The following is a 15,135-nucleotide window of genomic DNA, read 5'->3' as shown; positions in this document are numbered from 1 at the left end:
AGGCTGCCGTAGGCTCGCGCCGCCACATTCTGATTCCTCTCTACCCAAATCGAGGTTTTCACCATGTCTGATCCCGTCGTCATCGTTTCTGTTGCCCGCACGCCGATCGGCGCCATGATGGGCGAGCTGTCCGGTTTTGCTGGACACCAGCTCGGCAGTGTCGCCATCAAAGCCGCCGTTGAGCGCGCCGGCCTCAAGCCCGAGCAGGTTCAGGAAGTCATCATGGGTTGCGTGCTGCCGGCCGGCCAAGGCCAGGCACCGGCGCGCCAGGCCACGTTGGGCGCGGGGCTGCCGCTGTCGGCCGTCGCGACCACGATCAACAAGGTCTGCGGTTCCGGCATGAAGGCCACGATGATGGCGCACGACCAGCTGCTGGCCGGTTCGGTCGACGTGATCGTCGCCGGCGGCATGGAAAGCATGTCCAACGCGCCGTATCTGCTGCCGAAGGCGCGCGGCGGCTATCGCTATGGCCACTCGACGGTGTTCGATCACATGGCGCTCGACGGCTTGGAAGACGCCTACGAGAAAACCGCCAACGGCGGCGGCAAGTCGATGGGCCACTACGCCGAAGACACCGCGGCGAAATACGGTTTCACGCGTGAGGCGCAGGATGCCTTCGCGATCGAATCGACCCGCCGCGCACTGACGGCGAATCAGGACGGCAGCTTCGACTGGGAAATCGCACCGGTGACGGTAGCTGGCAAGGGCGGCGAAGTTCAGATCGCGAAGGACGAGTCGCCGTACAAGGCCAAACCGGAGAAGATCCCCTCGCTCAAGCCCGCCTTCAAGAAGGACGGCACCGTGACGGCCGCAACCTCGTCGTCGATCTCCGATGGCGCTGCGGCGCTGGTGCTGATGCGCGCCTCGACCGCCGACAAGCTGGGCTTGAAGCCGATCGCCAGGATCGTCGGCCACGCCACCCATGCGCATGAGCCGGCCTGGTTCACCACAGCCCCGGTCGGCGCAATCGAAAAGCTCTACGCCAAGACCGGCTGGAACACCGACAGCGTGGATCTGTTCGAGATCAACGAAGCCTTCGCGGTGGTCACCATGGCAGCGATGCACGACCACAAGCTGCCGCACGAGAAGGTCAACGTGAACGGCGGCGCTTGCGCGCTGGGCCACCCGATCGGTGCATCGGGTGCGCGCGTGATCGTGACGCTGATCGGCGCGCTCAAGAAGCGTGGCCTCAAGCGTGGCGTTGCGAGCCTGTGCATCGGTGGTGGTGAGGCCACCGCGCTGGCCGTCGAGATGCTCTGAGCGATCGCTGCAAATAGAAAGGCCGCCCTCGGGCGGCCTTTTTTGTTGGCGTGAGCGCTCAGAACGCGTAAGCCGGCGTGCTGCTTTCGATGTTCATCCACGCGCCGGTGGCCGGCTGATTGTGCTTGCCGCTCGCCAGCGCATAGAAGCTGCGCGTCGCCAGCGGCAGGCCCAGATCGGCGATCGAATCGAGCGCGGTCTGGCTGAGCGGGATGCCGTACATCGCGAAGTGCTTGCGCATGTCCTGGCCGATGATCTTCGAGCTCAGCACGTAGAACAGATCCTCGTTGCTGATCTTGTTGTCGGCAAAGCGGCCCATGCCGTACTTGCCCTTGTTGCTGGCGTCCCAGGCCTTGGCGACGAGGCGGTCGGCCTTGGTCAGCAACTGGAAGAACTCCAGCGTGCTTTCCATCGTCGGCTTTGCGAGCCCGGCGCGCAGCTTGGCGTACTGGAAGGCCATCTGGAAGTGCACCGCGCGCATCGGGTCCTGGCTGGCGCCTTGCCACAGGCGCACTTCCATATCGGCACGCAGCGCTTCGTCGCTCAGGCCGGTGGCGCGGTTCGCGACGATGTCGGCGTAGAGCCCCGGATGGTCGGTTTCATGGCCGGCGTCGACGCCGATCAGCGCGTACTGCCGCATCATCGTTGCGCTGGCGAGGATGTTGTTGTCGCACTCCACAACGCAGCCCTTGCCGTTAGGCGCAATGTGCATCACGCGCTGCACCGTGTTGTGGCCCAGCTCATGCGGCCAGCCCCAGCCGGTGTCGATGCCGGCGAAGCCGTCGGACGGGTTGCCCGAGCACAGGTAGCCGCAGGCAGCCAGCCAGCCGACGAAGTGCTGCACGTTCGGTGCGCGGTGCAGATCGCCTTCGCAGGTCCAGCCCAGTTGTGTGCAGACGCTCTGCGCCAGCGTCGACATCGGCATGTTGTTGTAGCCGTTGGCGAAGTGGTTGCTGTCGAAGAGGATGCCCTTGATGCGATCGACGACGTAGGTCTTCGGGTCCAGCGTGCCGATCACCTTCTGCGCATAGCCGATCGTCTGCTGGATTTCGCCGCCGACCAGCTTGTTCGTCTGCCAGCCGAAATCGGCACGCTTGAGTGCGGCGACGGCTTCATCGATCTCGGCCTGCGAGGGGTTGCGGGTGAAATCGAAGTGCGCGTACTTGGCGCCGCCCTTGATGCGCAGTTTCACCACGGTGCCGGCGGTGGCGCCGCTGTAGTTGAGCATCAGCGGGCCGCCGAAGGGCGTGACGAAGCTTGTGTCGCCGGTGGCGGCCAGCGGGATCGTGTAGGACTGCGGACGGCGCGGGCGCGCGTAGCTGCTGTCGGTGACCGGGTTGCCGTAGGTGCGCACGTAGCTCGTCTGTACGCCGAGACTGGTGGCACCCGCCGCATCGACGATCTGGATCGTCACCGGTTTGCCGGGGATCGCGCCGCGGCCGATCAGCGTGGTGCCGCTGCTTTGCGCGATCGTCACGTCGATGTCCTCATACGTGCCGCTCACCGCGATGCTGTTCGCGCTGACCGGCATGTAATCACCGGCGCCCTTGGGCGGGATCGTCGTCGCTGCGCGGTTGAAGACCAGCCAGGAATCCGACGCGTAGGTGCGCAGGAAATCATCCGAATCGCCCTTGCTGGAGAGCGGTGCGCCGTAGACCACGCCGGTGCGGATCTGGTCCGCCCACAGCACCAGCAGGCGGTACAGCTCGCTATCGGGGTCGGCAAAGATGTTGATGCCGCGCGACTGCAGCGAAGAGAGTGCCGTCTGCACCGCATCGATCGGTTTGAGCGGCGTGGTGTCGCTGAAATCCAGCGTCAGGTCGGTGCGGTTGAGCAGATTGAGCGTGCTGACCAGCGCGCCGAACTGATCACCGCGCGCCAGGCTGTCGGCGCGGGTGCGGGTGGCGCCGACCGATACGCCCGCGGCACTGGCGAAGTAGTTGCCGGGATAGCCGCCGAGGTTCATGCCCATTGCGCTCAGCACCGTGCGCCCGCCGGCCGAATCGACCCAGCTCGGGTGCATGTAGATGACGGACTTGCCGGCATCCAGGTAGCTGCGCACCAGCCCGGCGAGGCGCGGACTGTCGGTGGTGCCCGAACCGAATACGATCAGGTTGAGGTCTTGCCAGCAGGTGTTGTCCGGGTCGTCCACCTTGCAGGTCATCAGCGTCGCGCTGCTGCCTGCCCGCACGATGTAGTTCTTCACCGTGTTGGCGTCGTAGCCAGCGGTGCCAACGACGATCGTTGCCGGTAGTTTGGCGGCGCCGTCGCCGGTCATCAGCCAGGCGAAGGCGCGATTGAACAGCGGCAGATGCTGCTGCTCGCGCGTGGTGCCGGCCATCCAGCTCAGTACGTTGGCGCCGTAGGCCAGCCCGCGACCGCTACCGATCTGCGCGATCGCGGCCATGCCGATGCCGTTGTCCGACACGATCAGCGGCGTCGCAATCGTGGTCTTCGCGGCGGTGATCGAGCTGCTGTTGGTGGTGTGGTCCAACGCCAGTTGCGTGATGTCGGTGCCGTAGATCGAGGCCAGGGCCTGTGTCTGCTTTGCACCGAGTGTGGTCGCCAGACTGACCGCACGGGCGAGGAGTGTGTCGCGATCCTTGGCGGTCAGCGCAGTCGGGTCCCCGCTCTGCAGTGCCTGCGTGATCGCATCGGGTGTGCTTGTACCGCCCGAGCCATTGCTGCCGCCGCTGCTGGTGCCGCCACCGCTCGATGTGTCGCCGCCACCGCCGCCGCCACAGGCGGACAGCAATAGCGTGGCCGCCACCGCGAGCGCGGCGGTAATGCTGTTTGGTCTCATCTCTGACATTCCCTTTGTGCGCAGTGACGCGGGCTGCATTGTTTTTGGGTTTCGGGCGGGGAAGCCGCGGAGCTGGTGTCCTCGCCGCATGCGCCGGCGCAGCTTGCTGCGCCGGCCGGGCTGATGTGGTCGCGGGGCATCGCCCGCATGTGCACACCAGATTCCGGCCGCGGCAGATTGTATGACGTTGAAATGCAGGCCGATGTCGTCCGCGCGACCCGGGCGGTAGTGGGCCGGTCATCGGACGACAGCCTGCAAGCCGACTCGGTACCATGCGGTTTTGGCTTGGCAGACTCACGTGGATCGAGAATCTCGCATTGGCTCCGTCATTGCGTTGCAATTGCTTGTTGCGCTCATCTGGGGCGGCACCTGGATCGCGGGCCGCATTGTCGCCGCCGAGATGCCGGCACTGGCGGCGGCAGGCTGGCGTTTCGTGCTCGGCACGCTAACGCTCGGCTTGTTGGTGTGGCGCAGCGCCGGCAGTCTGCCGCGCATCGGCATGGCAGACCTCGGCCGTGTTTGCGCGATGGGTGCCACCGGCATCCTGTTCTACAACCTGTGCTTCTTCTACGGCCTGCAGCATGTGCAGGCCGGCCGCGGTGCGCTGGTGATCGCGCTGAACCCGGTGGCGGTGGCGCTGGCCGCGTGGCTGTTGATGGGCGAGTCGCTGAGCCGGATGCGGCTGGCTGGCGTGGCGGTCGCGCTGGTGGGCTGCCTGCTGGTGATTGGCCGAGGCGACCCGCTCGCGCTACTGCGTGGCGACATCGGCGTCGGTGAACTGGCGATCCTCGGCTGTGTGGCCGGCTGGTGCGCCTACACGCTGATCGGGCGGCGCGCGAGCCGTACGCTCGCGCCGCTGACGATGACCTTTTACGCATCGCTGGCAGGCGGAATGATGTTGCTGGTGACGGGGCTGGTCGAAGGCAGCCTGCGGGCCGCGCCTACCATGTCGTGGCGCGCCGCGGCCTCGCTGCTGTACCTCGGTATCCTGGGTAGCGGCTTTTCCTACGTCTGGTACGCGCAGGGCGTGATGCGTCTCGGCGCCGCGCGCGCGGCCGCCTTCATCAACCTGGTGCCGATCAGCGCGGTCTTGCTCGGCGCGTTGATGCTCGACGAACATGTCGGCCTGCTGGTGCTCGCCGGCGGTGCGCTGGTGTTGCTGGGTGTATGGCTGACGAATCGGACTCATTCGGGAGGAGACAAAACATGACGCGCAAGACGGTTCTCATCGCAGGGGCTTCACGCGGTATCGGCCTTGAGTTCGCACGGCAGTACGCGATCCAGGGCTGGAAGGTGTATGCCGGTGTGCGCACGCCGGCGAAGGCGACCGAGCTGCTGCGCGTGAAAGGCGTGGAAGTGCTGCCGCTCGACGTGACATCCGCCAATTCGATCGCCGGCGCCGCATGGCACGCCGACGAAGATCCGCTCGATCTGCTGATCGTGTGTGCCGGGCTTTACGGGCCGGAGACGACGAGCTTCCTGGCGCCGGGTGATGCGGACTTCGATGCCGTGATGCACACCAACGTGCTGGGCCCGATGCGCGTGATCCAGGCCTTCGCCGATTCGGTGATCGGTGCGCGCGGCAAGATCGCGGTGATCTCCTCCGAGATGGGCTCGATCAGCGGCACGCTCGGCAGCAAAAGGCTGCTTTACCGCGCATCGAAGGCAGCGGTGAACATGGTCGCGAAGTGCGCCGCGAACGAGTATGGCCCGCGTGGCGCTACGGTGGTGACGCTGCACCCGGGTTGGGTCAAAACGGAGATGGGCGGCCCCAACGCCCAGATCGAGGCCTACGACTCGGTGGTTGGCATGCGCGGCGTGCTGGAACGCGTTGGCGCGGCCGACAACGGTGGCTACTTCAACTACGACGGCACGCCGATCGCGTGGTGAGCGAGGTGCTGTGGGGCCGCTGCGCCGCACGCCCCGTTTGCAAAGCATTGCAGGGATTCGGCTGACGCCAGCGTGAGCGCTGCGGCAGAATGGCGGGCCGAGTGCCGCGCCAGAAGCGCGGCTTGCCTGACACCGCTGGCGCCACCCGCCCGCCCGAACCGGATTGCCTGATGACTTCCCCCGCTTGGCGCCTTGCGCCGCTTTGCCTGCTGCTGTTTTCCGCCTGTTCCAAGACCCCTGAAACTGCCAGCCCGCCTCCTCCGGTGGCTGCCAGCAGCGTCCCGGCGCCGAGCGGCAGTAGCGCAGTCGCCTGGTTCAAGGGCGATGTGGATGCCGCCTTCGCCGAGGCGAAGCGCAGCAACAAGCCGGTGTTCCTGTACTGGGGCGCGGTGTGGTGCCCCTACTGCAACCAGGTCAAGGCGACGCTGTTCAACCGCGCCGATTTCGCCGAGCGTGCGAAGCAGTTCGTTCCGGTAGAACTGGACGGCGACTCGCCCGAGGGGCAGAAGCTGGCGGCCCGCTTCAAGGTGCGCGGCTATCCGACGATGATCCTGTTCCGGCCAGACGGCACCGAGCTGACACGCCTGCCTGGCGAGGTCGACGCGCAACGCTACCTGCAGGTACTTGCGTTGGGCATGAACGCCAACCGGCCGATGAAGGAGGTGCTCGCCGCCGCGCTCGCCGGCAAGCCGACCACGGCCGACGACTGGCGCCTGCTCGCCTTCTACCCCTTCGATGTCGACGAGGAGCAACTGGTCAGCAAGGCGGCGCTGCCGGCCACACTGGCCCGCCTCGCCGCCGCCGTGCCGCCCGCCGAATCGGCCTTGGCGACCCGCCTGGCGCTCAAGGCCTTTGTTGCGCAGGCGCAGGTCGAGCCGATGCCCAAGCTGGCGGGCGATGCGGGTGCGCAGTTGATCGCAAAGCTGCTCGCCGATCCGGCCGAAGTGCGCAGTCAGTTCGACCTGCTGATCGTCGAGCCCGACAAGATCGTCACGCTGGTTACGCCGGCCGGTGGTGCGCAACGCCTTGCGCTGGCGGCGCAGTGGAGCACGGCGCTCGACGTGCTGTCTCAGGATGCCTCGCTCTCGACGACCGACCGCCTGTCGGCGCTGGGTGCGCGTGTCGCGCTGGGCAAGCTGCCGGGTGCGACAGCGGTGGATGCGGCGCAGCTACGCAGCCAGGTCAAGGCCGCCGACGTGGCCACCAGCAACGGCTTCGAGCGCCAGTCGGTGATCTACACCGCCGCGGGCGTGCTGACTGACGCCGGTTTGCTTGACGATTCCGACGCGCTGCTGAAGGCGGAACTGAAACGCTCGCATGCGCCCTACTACTTCATGCGGATGCTCGGCGGCAACGCGAAGAAGCGCGGTGACACCACTGCAGCGCTGAAATGGTACGAAGACGCCTGGGCTGCATCGCAAGGTTCCGCCACCCGCTTGCAATGGGGCAGTGGTTACCTCAACGGCCTGCTCGATCTGGCGCCGGCCGACGAAGCGCGGATCGAATCGGCCGCCGGCAAGCTCTTCACCGAGGCCGCCGGCACGCCCAACGCGTTCTACGAACGCAATCGCGCGGTGCTCGAATGCAGCGCGAAGAAGCTCGGCGAGTGGAATGCCGGCGGCAAGCATGACGCGAGCTATCGGCGCATTACGGCGCAGGCCGCGCAGTTGTGCGCGAAGCTGCCGGCCGACGATGCCCAACGGCCCGTCTGCGACAGCCTGTTCAAAGTCCGTAGCTGACGCTGGCGGCCGTTGACCGGCATCAACGCCCCCTGGCCGCCCCTCCGTCATCTTCCCCCTGTTGGCAGTGTGGTGATTGGCTCGCCGCGCTGCCCTGGAGCAAGGGACAAGGACGGGTGCGTGCGCACCCATACGCCAGGGGAGGCGAATATGGACATTACGGCTAGCTTGATCGGATTTTTCGGCGGTTACGGGGTTGCGGTGGTGGTCGGCGCGCTGCTGATCGCGCTGGTGACGACACTGGAAAACCAGAACAAGGCGCAGCGCCACTGACGCGGGCGCCGCGCAGGCCCCGCCTGCCGCCTGAAATACCCGAAACGCCCCGGCTGCTGTCCGAGGCGTTTTCTTTGTGGCTGCGGCAAATTACCGAATTGTCTCTGTTCAAGCAGCCCGGGGGCCGATAGGCTGTCGGAAGGCATCCACCCGATGCCCTCTCAACCCCTTGTGGAGTGACACTCTTGAACAAGATCCTTCTATGCCTGCTGGCGGCAGCCTTGTCGTCGGCCCTGAGCGCTTGTGCGACAGACCCCGCGACAGACGGAGCCGCCGCAAGCGATGCAAGCACGGCCGCTACGGCGGACGACGGCGAAGAGCGCGTCTACATCACCGGCAGCATCATTCCGCGCAAGCCGCGCGCGGGTGAGGGTGTGCAGACCGTAGCCCCTGACGCGATTCTCGGCGGCGCGTCGCGCCATTCCACGCCGGGCAGTAGCGGCGGTTCGACAGCCGGGCCGTAAGGGAAGGTCTGAATTGGTGGCTGCGACGGCGCATCGCGGCGTTGCAGCGTGCTCGCTTCCGCGCCTATCCCTTCGATATGTCTTGGTCGCTGCGCGCGCCGCGCCTTGCGCTGCATCCGTCTCGCTCACCAATTTAGACCTTCCTGTGCAGGCCTGCGTGGCGGGCAGGCCGATCGCGGATCGTCATCGGGAAGTCAGTCTCCGGCGTCGCGGGCGGCGACAATCGGGCCCCCACGGCGGGTGCCACAAGCGTCACGCCAGCGACTGCCTCGCGACCCGGGGCGATCCCGATCAGGCCTTACCCGTCCGCTTATCGGCGGCGAGGAGACACACGATGCTGCTGACGCAAGACCAGGAAATGATCCGAGACGCGGTGCGCGCCTACGCGCAGGACTGCATCGCCCCGCACGCCGCGGCCTGGGATCGCGACCATGAATTCCCGCGCGAGGCGCTCGCAGGCTTGGCTGCCCTTGGTGTGCTGGGCATCGTGGTACCGGAAGCCGACGGCGGCGCCGGCCTCGACTATGTATCGCTGGCGCTGGCGATCGAGGAGATCGCGGCGGCCGACGGCGCCACCTCCACCATCGTCAGCGTGCAGAACTCGGTCGTCTGCGGGCCCCTCAAGGCCTTCGGCAGCGCCACGCAGAAGCGCGACTGGCTTGCGCCGCTGGCACGCGGTGAAAAGCTTGGCTGCTTCTGTTTGACCGAGCCACATGTCGGTTCCGACGCCGGTGCGATCCGCACCCGCGCGCAGCGCGATGGGGATGGCTGGCGGATCAACGGCGTGAAGCAGTTCATCACCACCGGCAAGCATGCCGATGTCGCGATCGTGTTCGCGGTGACCGATCCGTCCGCGGGCAAGAGAGGCATCTCGGCCTTCGTGGTGCCAACCAGTACGCCCGGCTACGTCGTGGCGCGGGTCGAGGACAAGATGGGGCAGCGCGCCTCGGACACCGCACAGATCCTGTTCGAGGACTGTCGCGTCGGCGCCGATGCGTTGCTCGGCGCGGAAGGCGAGGGCTACCGCATCGCGCTGGCGAACCTCGAAGGCGGGCGCATCGGCATCGCCGCGCAGGCTGTCGGCATGGCGCGGGCGGCGCTGGAAGCGGCGCTGCGTTACGCGAAGGAGCGCGAGAGCTTCGGCCAGCCGATCATTGGCCACCAGGCGGTCGCATTCCGGCTTGCCGACATGGCGACCCGCATCGAGGCGGCACGGCAACTGGTGTGGCATGCCGCAGCGCTCAAGGACGCCAGCCGCCCCTGCCTGCAGCAAGCCTCGCAGGCCAAGCTGTTCGCCAGCGAGATCGCCGAGCAGGTGTGCTCGGACGCGATCCAGATCCACGGCGGCTATGGCTACGTGAGCGACTTTCCGGTCGAACGCATCTATCGCGATGTGCGCGTCTGCCAGATCTACGAAGGCACCAGCGACATCCAGCGGCTGGTGATCAGCCGCGCGCTGGCCGGCGCCTGACGCGGAAACTCCGCCGCTGCAACGCAATTGCGCGAGACGCTGAGTGCGCCTTGGACTAGCATGGGCGGGTGCCGCAAAGGTGACCGCCCGAGCCGTGTCCAACCCCCGGAGAGCTGAATTGAGCGCCTTCATCGATTTCTATTTCGACTTTGCTTCCCCGTATTCCTACGTTGCCGCCCACATGATCGAAGAGATTGCCGAGCGGCAGAAACGCAGCGTGATCTGGCATCCGATCGTCATCGGCAGCGCTTTCAAGGCCGTCGGCGGCGCGCCGATGCAGACGCTGCCGCTGCGCAACGAATATGTGGAGAAGGATGTCGCGCGACTGACACGCTATCTCGGCCTGCCCTACGAGCATCCGAGTGCCTATCCGGTGCCGACCCAGGCAGCCGCCTGCGCGTTCCTGTGGGGGCAGGATCGCGACCCGGCGCGTGCGAAGGAGTTCGCCCACAAGGTTTTCGCCGCCTATTTCGTCGAGGACCGCAACATTGGCGACCTCGACGTGATTCTGGAGATCATCGAATCCTTCGGCCTCGAACGTGCCGCCGCGCATGAGGCGCTCAACAGCACCCAGCTGAAGGATCGCCTGAAGGCCGAGACCGATCTGGCGATGGCGCGCGGCGTGTTCGCCGCGCCCTTCTTCATCGTCGACGGCGAGCCTTTCTGGGGCTATTCGCGCCTGCCCATCCTCGAAAAGTGGCTGGCGGACGGCCCCTTCTGAGGACGAACACGATGCCCGCCCCGATCGACTTCTACTTCGATTTCGCCTCGCCCTACGGTTATCTCGCTGCCGAGGTGATCGACGAGATCGCCGCCAAGTACGGGCGGGTTGTGATCTGGCACCCGATCCTGCTCGGCGCCGCCTTCAAGGCAATGGGCGCCGCGCCGCTGCCCAGCGTGCCGCTCAAGGGCGAGTATGTGCAGCGCGACGTCGCACGATCCGCGCGCTTTCTTGGCCTGCCGTTCCGGATGCCGACGCACTTCCCGATTCCGACGCAACATGCTGCGCGCGCGTTCCTGTGGCTGAACGATCGCAACACCGGCCTTGCGCGCAAGTTCGCGCGCGCCGCCTACCGGGCCTACTTCGTCGAAGATCAGAATATCTCCGAGACGGACGTCGTGCTGGCGATTGCCACCGAGCTTGGCATCGATCGCACCGAGCTGGCTGATGCGATGGCCTCGGGCGCGATCAAGGACCGCTTCAAGGCCGAGGTCGATGTCGCGCTGGCGCGTGGCGTTTTCGGTTCGCCCTTCTTCATCGTCGAGGGTGAGCCCTTCTGGGGCGTGGACCGCCTGCCGCAGCTGGAAAAGTGGCTCGCCGGAGGGCCCTTCTGAGATGGCGCACGCGGAAGTCAGCACGCTCTTCACCGACAAGGTGCGCGACTACATCGTCGGGCGCCCGGGCTATCCGGTGTTGCTCGCCGGCTTGCTGATGGAAGCGGTCGGCGCGCGGCCCGGCCAGCATCTGGCCGATATCGGTTGCGGTACCGGCCTGCTCGCGCAGAGCTTCCTGCAGCACGGTTTCTCGGTCACCGGCGTGGAGCCCAACGACGCGATGCGGGCGGCCGGCGCGCAACTGCTATCCGTGCTGCCGTCCTTCCGCATGTTGGCCGGCACCGCAGAACGGACCGGCCTGCCGGATGCTTCGGTCGACGGCGTGGTCGTTGGCACCGCCTTCCACTGGTTCGACCCGGTCGCGTGCCGCGCCGAGTTCGCACGCATCCTGCGCCCGCGTGGCTGGGTCGCGCTGATCGGCAACGAGCGCGCGACGCTGGACGCTGCTGACCGCGGGTTATCCGATCTACTTGCGCACTTCCGCGACGATGCCCATGAGCAGATGCGGATGCTGGAAGACTGCGCGCCGGCAGAATTCCTTGGCCCCGCGACGCGGCACTTCGAAGTGCCGCACCGGCTCTCGCTCGACCATGACGCGTTTGTCGCGCTGGTGTTCTCGCGTTCCTACATGCCGCGGCCCGCGTCGCCGCGTCGCGCCGAGGCCGAGGCGATGATCGACGATACCTTCAGTGCGCATGCGGCGGGGGGCCGCTACGCGCTGAACTACCGCGCCGCGGTGTATGCCACCGCGGCTTTCGGGGGGCCTGCGCAAGCGGGCCGCTAGTACCGCGCGCCGCAAGCCGGCGCGCCTTGTGATGCTGGCCATGGGGGTGGCCATACGCAATGACCGTACTGCATTCACAGCTCAATCCACGCGACGCGAGTTTTCAGGCCAACGCCGACGCGATGCGCAAGGTGGTCGACGACCTGCATGCGAAGCTCGCGCAGGTCGCGCAGGGGGGTAGCGCCGATGCGCGCGACAAGCATCGCGCACGCGGCAAACTGCTCGCGCGCGAGCGGATCGAGGCACTGCTCGATCCGGGCACGCCCTTTCTCGAACTCTCGCCGATGGCGGCCTGGGGCATGTACGGCGGCGATGTGGCATCGGGCGGTGTGGTCGCCGGCATCGGCCGTGTCTCGGGCCGCGAATGCATGATCGTCGCCAACGATGCCACGGTGAAAGGCGGCACCTACTACCCGATCACGGTGAAGAAGCACCTGCGCGCGCAGGAGATCGCCGCCGAGAACCGGCTGCCCTGCATCTACCTGGTGGATTCGGGCGGTGCCTTCCTGCCGATGCAGGACGAGGTGTTTCCCGACCGCGATCACTTCGGCCGCATCTTCTTCAACCAGGCCAACATGAGTGCCGCCGGCATTCCGCAGATCGCCTGCGTGATGGGCATGTGCACCGCGGGCGGCGCCTATGTGCCGGCGATGAGCGACGAAACGGTGATCGTGAAGAACCAGGGGACGATCTACCTCGGCGGTCCGCCGCTGGTGAAGGCCGCCACTGGTGAAGAAGTGAGTGCCGAAGACCTGGGCGGCGGCGATGTGCATACGCGGCTCTCCGGCGTCGCCGACTACCTCGCCGAGGACGATCACGACGCCCTTGGGCAGGTGCGCCGCATCGTCTCGCACCTGAATACGCAGCGCCCGGTTGGCCCCGCCATGGCGGAGCCCGAACCACCGTTGTACGACGCCAGCGAGCTCTACGGCGTGATTCCCGCGGATTCGAAGAAACCCTTCGATGTGCGTGAAGTGATCGCGCGCATCGTTGATGGCTCGCGCTTCGACGAGTTCAAGGCGCGCTACGGCGCCACGCTGATCACCGGCTTCGCGTATATCCACGGCCACCCGGTCGGCATCGTCGCGAACAACGGCATCCTGTTCTCCGAAAGTGCGCAGAAGGGCGCGCACTTCATCGAACTGTGCAGCCAGCGTGGCGTTCCGCTGGTGTTCCTGCAGAACATCACCGGCTTCATGGTCGGCCGCAAGTACGAGAACGGCGGCATCGCCAAGGACGGCGCGAAGATGGTCACCGCCGTGTCGTGCGCGAAGGTGCCGAAGTTCACCGTGGTGATCGGCGGCAGTTTCGGCGCCGGCAACTACGGCATGTGCGGCCGCGCTTACTCACCGCGATTCCTGTGGATGTGGCCCAACGCGCGCATCTCGGTGATGGGCGGCGAGCAGGCCGCGAGCGTGCTCGCACAGGTGAAGAAGGACGGCATCGCGGCCAAGGGCGGCAGTTGGAGCGCAGAGGAGGAAGAGGCCTTCAAGGCACCGATCCGCCAGCAATACGAAACCCAGGGCCACCCGTACTACGCCAGCGCGCGCCTGTGGGACGACGGCATCATCGACCCGGCCGATACGCGCCGCGTGCTGGGCCTCGCCATCGCCGCGTCGCTGAATGCGCCAATTGAAGCGACACGCTTCGGCGTGTTCCGGATGTAAGGGAGAACAACATGAGCGAAGTCGTACAGATGTCGGTGGCCGGCGGGGTCGGTCGCCTCAAACTCAATCGGCCCGAGCGGCATAACGCGCTCGACGAGCAACTGATCCACGACGCGCATCGCGCCTTCGATCTGCTCGCGGGTAACCCGTCGGTGCGCGTGATCGTGCTGTGTTCGGATGGCCCCTCGTTCTGCGCCGGCGCCGATCTCGAATGGATGAAGCGCGCGTCGCACCTCGATGGCCAGGCCAACTTCACCGATGCGCGCCAGCTCGCTGCCTTGCTGTATGCCATTGCAACCTGTGCAAAGCCGGTCGTTGCGCGGGTGCAGGGTTCGGCCTACGGTGGCGGCGTCGGCCTGATCAGCGTGTGCGACATCGCCATTGGCGTCGACGCTGCGCAGTTTGCGCTGACCGAAGTGCGGCTGGGCATTGCCGCCGCAACGATCAGCCCCTATGTGCTGGGCGCGATCGGCGCCCGCCAGGCCCGCCGCCTGGTGCTGACCGGCGAGCGCTTTGATGCGCACCGCGCGAAGGGCTACGGCCTGCTGCATGAGGTGGTCGCGGCGGACCAGCTTGATGCCGAGGTCGACCGCATCGTCGCGCTGCTGCTGCTCGGCGGCCCGACCGCGCAGGCGGCGGTGAAGGATCTGATCCGAGACGTGGACGGCGAACCGCTGTCGCGCGAACTGACCGACGCCACCGCGCGCCGCCTCGCCGAGATCCGCGCCAGCCGCGAGGGCCGCGAGGGCATCACCGCTTTCCTCGAAAAGCGCAAACCGAACTGGGTGCCGGCGGAGTGATGCGATGAATGATGCGAAACCGGTGTTGCGCCTTGCCGACCTGCCGCTGGAAACCTTCAGCCGTGGTGAGCGTTTCGCCGACGCTTACGCAGCGGTCGGCCCCCTGCTCGGCCTGCGCCACCTTGGCGTGGGTTACGACGTGATTCCGCCCGGCAAGGCGATCTGCCCCTTCCACAACCACCACGCCAATGATGAGTTCTACGTCGTGCTCGAAGGCGAGGGCACCTATCGCTTTGGCGATACGCGCTATCCAGTGACCGCGGGCGACGTGTTGGGCGCGCCGGCGGGGGGCCGCGACACCGCGCATCACCTGATCAATACCGGCAGTGTGCCGCTGCGCGTGCTGGTGATCAGTTCGATGCGCGAACCGGATGTGTGCGAGTACCCGGATTCCGACAAGTTCCTCGTGATGGCGGGCAAAGCGCCGGGCGCCGATGGCGTGGCGGCATTCCGCCATGTCGGGCGGCGAGGGGATGCGGTGGATTATTGGGAGGGGGAGTAAGGGGGTGGTGCTTCGCATCGCACGATGTTTCGCGGTCGGCTTGCGATGCGTGGTGTCGCGTAGCGATGGCCTTCCTGCTGAAGCCGGGTCCCGGCCCGGCGGCCGGGGGGCTGTGTTTGTGGGGACAAACAAACAAAACACACAAAA

At 66.6% G+C, this 15,135-nt stretch carries 14 protein-coding genes; 13 read left to right on the top strand and 1 reads right to left on the bottom strand.

What is annotated here, in order from left to right:
- Positions 1–63: 63 nt before the first annotated feature.
- Entirely contained in the window at positions 64–1,260 is a 1,197-nt protein-coding gene (locus ACE3P0_RS16250) for an acetyl-CoA C-acetyltransferase (RefSeq protein WP_374403778.1), read from the top strand.
- A 58-nt stretch (positions 1,261–1,318) separates the two neighbouring features.
- Here ACE3P0_RS16250 and ACE3P0_RS16245 read toward each other — a convergent pair whose 3' ends face one another.
- Positions 1,319–4,063, bottom strand: coding sequence for an ImpA family metalloprotease (locus ACE3P0_RS16245; protein WP_374403777.1), 2,745 nt, complete (start codon positions 4,061–4,063; stop codon positions 1,319–1,321).
- 298 nt (positions 4,064–4,361) lie between these two features.
- Between ACE3P0_RS16245 and ACE3P0_RS16240 the strand changes: the two genes are divergently transcribed.
- From ACE3P0_RS16240 to ACE3P0_RS16185, 12 genes are all read left to right on the top strand, one after another.
- The gene (locus ACE3P0_RS16240; RefSeq protein WP_374403776.1) at positions 4,362–5,273 is read left to right on the top strand and encodes a DMT family transporter; all 912 of its coding nucleotides are present in this window, start codon (positions 4,362–4,364) and stop codon (positions 5,271–5,273) included.
- Positions 5,270–5,953, top strand: coding sequence for an SDR family NAD(P)-dependent oxidoreductase (locus tag ACE3P0_RS16235; RefSeq protein ID WP_374403775.1), 684 nt, complete (start codon positions 5,270–5,272; stop codon positions 5,951–5,953). Before ACE3P0_RS16240 ends, ACE3P0_RS16235 begins: the two co-directional genes overlap by 4 nt.
- A gap of 170 nt (positions 5,954–6,123) precedes the next feature.
- The gene (locus ACE3P0_RS16230; protein WP_374403774.1) at positions 6,124–7,692 is read left to right on the top strand and encodes a thioredoxin family protein; all 1,569 of its coding nucleotides are present in this window, start codon (positions 6,124–6,126) and stop codon (positions 7,690–7,692) included.
- Between the two features lie 150 nt (positions 7,693–7,842).
- A complete protein-coding gene (locus tag ACE3P0_RS16225; protein WP_374403773.1) occupies positions 7,843–7,965 on the top strand; it encodes a hypothetical protein in 123 nt (40 codons plus the stop codon).
- Between the two features lie 185 nt (positions 7,966–8,150).
- Positions 8,151–8,429, top strand: coding sequence for a hypothetical protein (locus ACE3P0_RS16220; protein WP_374403772.1), 279 nt, complete (start codon positions 8,151–8,153; stop codon positions 8,427–8,429).
- 334 nt (positions 8,430–8,763) lie between these two features.
- Positions 8,764–9,900: an acyl-CoA dehydrogenase family protein gene (locus ACE3P0_RS16215; protein WP_374403771.1), complete on the top strand. Its 1,137-nt coding sequence runs from the start codon at positions 8,764–8,766 to the stop codon at positions 9,898–9,900.
- A 118-nt stretch (positions 9,901–10,018) separates the two neighbouring features.
- The gene (locus ACE3P0_RS16210; protein ID WP_374403770.1) at positions 10,019–10,621 is read left to right on the top strand and encodes a 2-hydroxychromene-2-carboxylate isomerase; all 603 of its coding nucleotides are present in this window, start codon (positions 10,019–10,021) and stop codon (positions 10,619–10,621) included.
- An 11-nt stretch (positions 10,622–10,632) separates the two neighbouring features.
- On the top strand, positions 10,633–11,235 hold the full coding sequence (locus ACE3P0_RS16205; protein WP_374403768.1) for a 2-hydroxychromene-2-carboxylate isomerase: 603 nt from the start codon (positions 10,633–10,635) through the stop codon (positions 11,233–11,235).
- Between the two features lies 1 nt (position 11,236).
- Positions 11,237–12,019, top strand: a complete 783-nt coding sequence (locus ACE3P0_RS16200; RefSeq protein WP_374403767.1) for a class I SAM-dependent methyltransferase — start codon at positions 11,237–11,239, stop codon at positions 12,017–12,019.
- A 59-nt stretch (positions 12,020–12,078) separates the two neighbouring features.
- Positions 12,079–13,686: a carboxyl transferase domain-containing protein gene (locus ACE3P0_RS16195; RefSeq protein WP_374403766.1), complete on the top strand. Its 1,608-nt coding sequence runs from the start codon at positions 12,079–12,081 to the stop codon at positions 13,684–13,686.
- Between the two features lie 11 nt (positions 13,687–13,697).
- Positions 13,698–14,486 carry an enoyl-CoA hydratase/isomerase family protein gene (locus tag ACE3P0_RS16190; protein WP_374403765.1) on the top strand — a complete coding sequence of 263 codons (789 nt, stop codon included), beginning with the start codon at positions 13,698–13,700 and terminating at the stop codon, positions 14,484–14,486.
- A 4-nt stretch (positions 14,487–14,490) separates the two neighbouring features.
- Positions 14,491–14,988 carry a cupin domain-containing protein gene (locus ACE3P0_RS16185; RefSeq protein ID WP_374403764.1) on the top strand — a complete coding sequence of 166 codons (498 nt, stop codon included), beginning with the start codon at positions 14,491–14,493 and terminating at the stop codon, positions 14,986–14,988.
- The last annotated feature ends 147 nt before the right edge of the window (positions 14,989–15,135 follow it).

It is taken from the genome of Niveibacterium sp. (genome assembly GCF_041909475.1).
GTDB lineage: Bacteria > Pseudomonadota > Gammaproteobacteria > Burkholderiales > Rhodocyclaceae > Niveibacterium.
This window is presented reverse-complemented; position numbering and strand designations above follow the sequence as displayed.